Consider the following 7,237-nt stretch of genomic DNA (forward strand, 5'->3'; position numbering starts at 1 on the left):
TCATCTGGTTTATACCTGATTGTATTCCGTACGGGCAATAACTTCATCCTGAATAGGTTTCCCAAGCTCGCACCAATAAGCACTGAATCCGGCAACACGAACCATCAGTTCACGGTAGTTTTCGGGATGCTTCTGGGCATCGCGGAGCATATTCGAGTCAACGATATTGAACTGTACGTGATAGCCGCCATTATTGAAGTATGATTTAATAAAGTCTACAAAGTTTCGGCTTCCTTCGTCCCCGCGGATCGCATTCGGATGAATCTTCATGTTGAGCTGAACACTGCGATACTCTGTAGGATCCAGTTTCACTCCGGAATTGAGTAGCGCTATCGGCCCGTTTGTATCCGTTCCGGGCGATGCGGAGAGAATACCATCACAAAGAGTAACTCCTGACAGACGGCCATCTGCCGTAGCCCCGGTAACCCTGCCATGAGGCCCATGAGCAGATATAGATAATGCCGCCGTCAGCCAACGATATCCAAGATATGTAATCTCTGATGCACAGACTCTGTCATAGTCGTGCCACAGATCTACAAAGATATTGTCTACATAATCATCATCATTGCCGAACTTCGGCGCCTCCAGGATATCCTTATGGATCTTCGCATATTTCATGTGTAATGAAGGTTCGATTTCCTGATTAAGCATAGAGAAGTTACCTGCAACAGCACCAACCTTATAACCAAAATTGTTGTCAATCGCCTCTTTAAATTCTTCAAATGTATATTTCTTTTCATCCCAGATCAGCTTCTTCATTGCCGCAAGACCATTGCAGACATTTACTGTTCCGGAATCAAGCAGTGTGACTGACTTATTGTAACGGCATCCATTGTCATCCTGCGGACGTCCAACCGCTACACAGTCATGCATCAGTACAGAACCTGCGATCTTCGGATGAATCCCGCGGCAGATACCGATTACGAAATCCCAGTAACGCATGTAAACTCTCATATAATGCTCACGGATCATAATAAAGTTATCCCAGACATCCTGATAACAGGTGATCGGTTTACAGCCTGTGAAACAGACTTCGCCGGTTCTCGGGTCAACCCCATTATTTAATGCCAGTTCGAATGTTTTTCCTTCATTATAGAATGCAGGATGGTTAATGCCATGTGTGGTACCCTGCATGCCAATCTCAACACATCCGGCAATACTAACGTCTCTTGCATCCTCCAGCGTAATGTTCTCCTCCGCATGGCACCAGAGAAGGTGCTGAACCTGCATATCATAATTGAACCATGCGGGATATCCGCACCCGGCCTTCGTTGTCTCTGCCGCTTTCAAAAGCAGATGTTCCGAAGTCTTGGAGCTTACGAGAATACCCAGGGTCGGCTGCGGTGTCGGAATATTCACCCCTGCCTCAAGAATCATATCCTCTAATTCATTATCAATACACTGTCCAGTCTTCGGATCCAGTCCGCCTACCGTCATATGCTGGAAGGAATTGGAGGATGCCATAGCAGCCCATGCTGATGGCGTGATATATTCTTCCGAACTGAACTTAATTCTCATGATTTCCCAAAGCTCAAGAGCCTCTTCTTTTGTGATGCGTCCTGCTTCAAGATCTGCCGCATATAACGGATATAATAGCTTCCCCCAGTGAGCCGGTGACAGTCCAAGAGAAATGGAATCGTTCCAAACCATCAGATGTCCGAGCCATGCAGCCTGCAGCCCTTCTCTAAATGTACGGGCCGGTTTGGCCGGAGCCCATTCAAGACCTTCCGCCATCAGAAGCAGCTCGCTCTTACGGGGCTCAGCTGCAGTCTCCGCCTGGCGGCGTGCGTCCTCGGCATAATGTTTTGCCCATGTAATGATTGCCTCACAAGTATAAATACAAGCCTGCCAGAAATAGATTTTCTCTGCTCCCTCTTTTTTGATCGGCTGTTCTTCTTCCAGATGACGCTTACATTCAGCAATCACATCTTCCAGGCCGCGCTCAACGATAATGTCATATGCCGGTGTCCAGCGTCCGTCACATCCGGATGCAAGACCGGAGCCAGGGAATATCCCCACTTTCTGTGCCAGTTTCAAATCTTTATAATATGGGAAGGATTCTTCCATTACTTTCTCAGATACATCTTCTATAGAACGTGTGCTCCAATACTCGAGGCACTCTTTCATCGGCGCTACTTCTTCTTCACGGATAGAGAACAACTGACCCAGTTTGATCCAGCCCTCTTCTTTGATATTGTGAGCCTCATCATCACCGCTCACAGAAAATAGTTTTGCTTCCTCATCTTCCGCCATATTCAGGAAATCAATCATAAATTTTGTAGAGAACTGAGGATACATCGTTGCACCACGCGTAAAACGTGTCTTTGAGCCAACGATTACTTCGTCTTCTTTTACGGTAGCGTCCATATTCTCAATCATATACTTATATGAAAGACCTCTGCGGATATACAGCGGCATGCCGTCATACTTTTTCCACGCTTCGGTATATAACAATGGCATCTGTCCGTCAAAACGGCATTTTGAATTCAGAAAATGGTCGAACAGCCTCTGTGTACGATCAGTAGACGGCTTTCCTACCACTTCTTTTTGGACAAAGTCCGTCAATTCCCTATCTGCATTTGCTGTAGGCGGCCATGCTACCGTTTTCCCCGTTTCCAGCATTTCAAGAACGCGAGATTTTGTTTTTTCCATACTTTGTAATACCTCCTCTTATTTTCTCTTTTTTTCACTCGAAAGTCCGGATTCTTTCTATGCGATAATCTATATTTTCAGTATAATTCAAAATAATATATTTGAAAATTAGGATATTTACCTATTTTTTTCTGATAACTTCCATAAATAGTCTTATTTATCTATGCTTTTTCTCTATATAGCTATAATGTGCTATTCCCCTCCTGTATCTGGTCAAAAGTATTAGATTTAGCCCAATCTAATACTTATTTCTAATTTTTTTTTAACCGTATCTATGGTATTGTATGATTGATGGAGTATTGATCCAAAGACGTAATGTTTTTCCTGAACCCCTGAATTTTCCGGATTAAAGACATGAAACAGCACAGGCAAGCATTACGGATTGCTTTTACTCTGAAGATCCCGTAAACGACTCATTTTGAAAGAGGAGGACTCCCAATGACACCCAAACAGACAAGTTTTGCATACGCCCTGGCAAAAATACAACAGCTGCAGGATATGTATTCCAAATACTTTCAGGTGTCGATCACCATTTACAATGTGGATAACCAGCCTGTCACAATTCCCTCCAACCAGATCCCTTTCTGCAACAGTAAACTCACGGATACCGACAGCGTATGTCAAGTTTTTTCCAAACGGCTGACACAGCGGCCTCCCGAAGCATTAACCGTTACCACCTGTCCTTATCAGTGTTTTTATGCGATTGCCCCTCTGGGTCTTCCACTGGACATCTCCGATACGGATAACGCAAATTTTTACATTATCATTACACAGCCGCAGCATCAGAATACGGAAGCACTTTTTACTTCATTTCATGATATCGAATCCTTCTCTTCCGATCCGGAAACCACCGATTTCTACGAGCTTTCCAATCTGATCGTGTCCGGTTTTGATATCATATTCTCCCTGATGTCTTCCAACGACCTGGCACTGACATTCCACAAAAAGGACAAAATCAAGATTAATAAAGAAGCTCTCAGTGAACTGACTTCCCGGGAACAGGAAATTATCCATCTTGTAAGTATCGGTATGTCTAACCAGCAGATCGCGGGCCATCTGCAGATCAGTGAGCATACGGTAAAAGCACATATTAGCAACATTCTAAAAAAACTGAGTCTCAGTAACCGAACACAGCTCGCAGTTTACGAAATGCTGAATTAGCTGCCCTGTCGGAAAGAGAGGTATTATGAGGAAAAAACCGATTGCATTCTACATCTATATAGCATTTTTATTTATCCTTGTCCTGACACTCGGAACTCTTGGCAGTATCATCGCTTACCATAATTATAAGACAGCCAATAAAGGAGTCCTGTCCCGCCTGGATGTGGCCCTCAGCGTAGCCAAAGACCAGATGCTTATCCACGAGACAGCCATTGAGCAGACCTTAGCCGGAATCTGCAATTACAATGACCTGAATGCACTGATTGCCGGCAAAGACTATCAGGCCTTAGATGAACTCCTTAAGCTCGCAGATAAGCAGGAACCCGGTTATTACCTTGTAGTAGATGAACATGGCAGAATTCTGTGCAGTGCGGACCACCAGACAGGTACAGAATGGGAACTGGATTATCTGCTTCAATTTTTTGAAAACGATACTGCCCCCATACATACAACGGAGATACTATCGGCAGAGTCTGTCAATCAGGCTTCTCCTTCCTTCAGGCAAAGCGTTCGGCTAAATGCTAATACAGAAAACATCCCGGCAATGCTGCACCTGGTCCTCTTTCCGCTCTATGATGGAACAAGGCTGCACGGAGCCATTGTCGGCGGCTTCCTTATTAATAACAATAATACCCTGGCACACAATTATACTTCCGCAGTCCCCGGTACATACTTGTCTGTCAGCGCAGAAAAAGGGCTTCGAATCTGTTCCAATATCGATATCGATGACTTTTCTTACCTGGAAGGCTCCTTTCAGAACAGTGAACTCTACGAAACAACAAATGCAGGGAAACGCTGGCAGGGAAAGATCCTAATGGATGAAAGGAATGGATATGGAATCATTGTGGCCGATCCGCTGTATAACATAAAAAATGAAGTAATCGGGAATATCGGGGTCGGCGCACCTACTTACCTGTTTGCCGATCTTGGTTACGGTGATCTGCTGTTTATCAGCATAATAACCCTGCTGTTAATCCTCATTGCAGCTTTTGTCCTCCGCGTTCTCTGCGGCCGTATTACAGCTCCCCTGCATAAGCTGCAGAGATTCTCACGCTCGATTGCCAAAGACAGCACACCCCCGGAAAATATCTCCTGGGATAACTGGTTTGTTCCAATAGAGATTCAGGAACTTACGGATGACCTGCTCACGATGTCCCAAAAATTAATTGCGGAAAATTTGATTCTTGAAAAACGTGTTCTGGAACGGACTGAGTATCTTATACATACGATTGACGAGTTAAAAGAAGCTAACAAGTGCAAATCCGCGTTTCTTGCCAATATGTCCCATGAGCTTAGAACACCGCTCAACTCCATCATCGGTTTCGCCTCTATTCTTCATGACGAATTATTTGGGGAGCTCAACGAAAAGCAGAAACAGTACATATTTGTTATACTGGACAGCGGCAATCATCTGCTCGCATTAATAGACGATATATTACATTTTGTTAAACTGGACAGACATGTTGAGACCCTTTCCCTGGAAGAGGTAAATGTGGCTGACATCATAGAAAGCGTTTCCGTATCAGTCATGCCATTAATCCAGAGCAAGGACCAGCAGCTTGTAATCGATATAAAATCGGAGGATACCGGCCTCACAGCCATGTGGGATATACAAAAGATCCGTCAGCTGCTGTTAAATATGTTATCAAATGCGATCAAATTCACTCCAGAAAATAAAGAAATCTGCATTCGGTTCCGCCCCGTTAATGAAACCATCTACTCGATCAGCGTAATTGATCATGGTATTGGAATAGAAGACGAATTTAAAGAAAAAGTTTTTTATCCATTTGAGCAGGTAAATTCAAGTTTTACCCGCAATTATCAAGGTGTGGGCCTGGGGCTGGCCATATGCAGGAGTCTTGTTGAGATGCATATGGGTAAAATCTGGCTGGAAGATAATCCCCCCAATGGGCTGGTTGTCCAAGTTGTGCTGCCTGTCTGTCCATCTATACCTGAGAATAACAGTCCTGCAGAGTCCTAAAAATTCATACATGCCATCTTTTGAAATACTCGCGGAAGTTTTTTCTTATCTTATAGGCAGACTTCCTTATAAGATAAGAAAAAGCGCTGCAGTATATTCACTACAGCGCATCTTCCGTGGTCAGCCATTCCATGCTTACCCCAAGAACCTTTGAAAATGTTTTCAGCTCATAATCTGTTACAAACCGTGTTCCTTTCTCTATGCGGCTTATGCTGTCTCTTTCCAGTGTGATCCCCTCGAGCTGAACCCTGGCAGCTAAGTTGCTTTGTGTAATCCGCCTTTTTAATCGTGCCATTCGAATTCTTTCACCGCACAAATTTTTCTTTCCCCTGTACATGTAAATTTTCATTTTCATCACCCACAGAATGTGTTAATAATCAGAATTTTTCTTGACTTTAACACATATTACACTCATAATTGTGTTAAAGGTCAGAATTGCTCGTTTTTATTTATGGAAGTTATGAAGGAGGACTTATATGTCTAAAATATTAGTTGTCGAAGATGACATAGCCAGTCAGATGCTAATGACAGATATCTTAGAAAAGTACGGATATACCGCCGTAGTTGCGACGGATGGCCTGGAAGCGATCAGCCTCGCAGAGAAAGAAAAACCAGATCTGGCAATTGTGGATATTATGCTCCCCACTCTTAATGGTTATCAGGTATGCGAGCGTCTGCGATGTCTGCCACAGTGCAGAGAACTTCCGGTCATCATATTGACCGCTCTGAATGAAGACCAGCATAGAATCCGCGCACTTGAAGCCGGAGCCATTGATTTCCTGAGCAAGCCCTTCAAACGCATCGAACTTCTGACCAAGATCAAAGCCGTACTGCTCATGCAGGAGGATAAGATGAACATGATCTCTTTCGAAAAGATTACGCAGGGATTTTTATGTGCCCTTTCACAGCGTAAACCCGATATCCAGATCAGTAATCTGCGGTGTGCCTACTTTACAAAACGTCTTGGCATAACGCTGGGGCTCTCAACTAAAGATCTGCTGACCCTGCATTATGCGGTTCTTCTGAGAGATATCGGATACTTATCGCTTCCCGGTGAGATAACCGATCTGGGAAATGACAGCGACAGACATAATATACTGGGCGCTGAAATCGCAGAAAAATTCCTGCCGGAAGATATACATACGATTATTCTCTGTCATCACAGTAATCTGAAAGATACGGCCTTTCCCAAGAACCTTTCCGAACCATCTGCAACACTGCTTAACATTGCAATTGTATGTACTCGTTTTGAATACTTAATGAAGTCTGGAAATGCTTCACTGGATGAGGTGCATCATATTCTGCGCCACGAAGGCGGTCTTGGACTGTGGCCTCAAAAGGAACTGGATCTGCTGCTTCAGTTGACGTATACGGTAAATCACTAGTACCGTGCTAGTTTTATCTATCTATGAGATAATAACTCCAGAAAACTACAAGTTTTTT

General features: G+C 43.9%; 5 protein-coding genes. 3 read left to right on the plus strand and 2 right to left on the minus strand.

What is annotated here, in order from left to right:
- Positions 1–9: 9 nt before the first annotated feature.
- Positions 10–2,652, minus strand: a complete 2,643-nt coding sequence (locus tag GKG43_RS09035) for an indoleacetate decarboxylase (protein WP_055153851.1) — start codon at positions 2,650–2,652, stop codon at positions 10–12.
- Between the two features lie 438 nt (positions 2,653–3,090).
- Between GKG43_RS09035 and GKG43_RS09040 the strand changes: the two genes are divergently transcribed.
- Both GKG43_RS09040 and GKG43_RS09045 read left to right on the plus strand, forming a co-directional pair.
- Positions 3,091–3,813, plus strand: coding sequence for a LuxR C-terminal-related transcriptional regulator (locus GKG43_RS09040; RefSeq protein ID WP_050641443.1), 723 nt, complete (start codon positions 3,091–3,093; stop codon positions 3,811–3,813).
- A gap of 25 nt (positions 3,814–3,838) precedes the next feature.
- Positions 3,839–5,794: an ATP-binding protein gene (locus GKG43_RS09045; RefSeq protein WP_055153853.1), complete on the plus strand. Its 1,956-nt coding sequence runs from the start codon at positions 3,839–3,841 to the stop codon at positions 5,792–5,794.
- 100 nt (positions 5,795–5,894) lie between these two features.
- Here the strand turns inward: GKG43_RS09045 and GKG43_RS09050 are convergent, their stop codons facing one another.
- Positions 5,895–6,089 carry a helix-turn-helix transcriptional regulator gene (locus GKG43_RS09050; RefSeq protein WP_330377684.1) on the minus strand — a complete coding sequence of 65 codons (195 nt, stop codon included), beginning with the start codon at positions 6,087–6,089 and terminating at the stop codon, positions 5,895–5,897.
- A gap of 181 nt (positions 6,090–6,270) precedes the next feature.
- Here GKG43_RS09050 and GKG43_RS09055 point away from each other — a divergent pair, with 181 nt between their 5' ends.
- A complete protein-coding gene (locus GKG43_RS09055) occupies positions 6,271–7,179 on the plus strand; it encodes a response regulator (protein ID WP_129879026.1) in 909 nt (302 codons plus the stop codon).
- Positions 7,180–7,237: the final 58 nt, after the last annotated feature.

Source organism: Eubacterium sp. BIOML-A2, assembly GCF_009680135.1.
Taxonomy (GTDB): domain Bacteria; phylum Bacillota; class Clostridia; order Lachnospirales; family Lachnospiraceae; genus Faecalicatena; species Faecalicatena contortus_B.